The organism is Collinsella sp. CLA-ER-H5 (assembly GCF_040092375.1).
Lineage (GTDB): Bacteria > Actinomycetota > Coriobacteriia > Coriobacteriales > Coriobacteriaceae > Collinsella.
The window spans coordinates 1-633 of sequence record NZ_JBBNLR010000053.1 but is presented as its reverse complement, the minus strand read 5'-3'; the positions used below and the strand labels follow the sequence as shown (position 1 = coordinate 633).

At 57.3% G+C, this 633-nt stretch carries 1 tRNA gene; it reads left to right on the top strand.

Annotated elements, in window-relative coordinates:
* Positions 1-209: 209 nt before the first annotated feature.
* Positions 210-285: transfer RNA gene (locus AAAX31_RS10075), tRNA-Val, on the top strand.
* Positions 286-633: the final 348 nt, after the last annotated feature.

Sequence of the window (633 nt, the reverse complement as noted above, 5' to 3'; positions counted from 1 at the left end):
CCTCCATAGCCTCTCCACCTGCGGAAACGGTGCGACGGCCAGGTGCCGGGGGCTATTCCCGCGTTGCGCTAGCTGCGGAAACGCGGGGCCCGTTCAGGCTGTTGCGTTGAGATTGAAAATCAACCATCAGCTCCGCTGTGACACGCGCGAGTTACCTTTAATGGATATGAGGTGAATGAGGCGATTGTTTTGCTATACTCTCTCCGCACGGGCGATTGGCGCAACGGTTAGCGCAGGTGCTTTACACGCACAAGGCTGGGGGTTCGAATCCCTCATCGCCCACCACTGATTTGATAGGCTCCCAGCAATGGGAGCCTTTCTTTTTTGGGCCCAGCGCATGGGATTCGAACCCGACAGGGTGCGGAGCTGAGGAAACGCGCAAGCGTTTTCCAGCGCAGCACGCGAGGGCCGCAGGCCCGAAGCGGAAGCGGGCGGCGCCAGCCGCACGCGGACATCCCTCATCGCCCACCACTGATTTGATAGGCTCCCAGCAATGGGGGCCTTTCTTTTTGGCTCTGTTAGACCAGAATTGACATTTAGCACTTTTTCGAGCTAGGACGATAATGCCCGGGAGCAATTCGATTTGTTCCCGGGCATTAGTCTATTTCGGTGGTTTGAATGCGGTCAAAACTG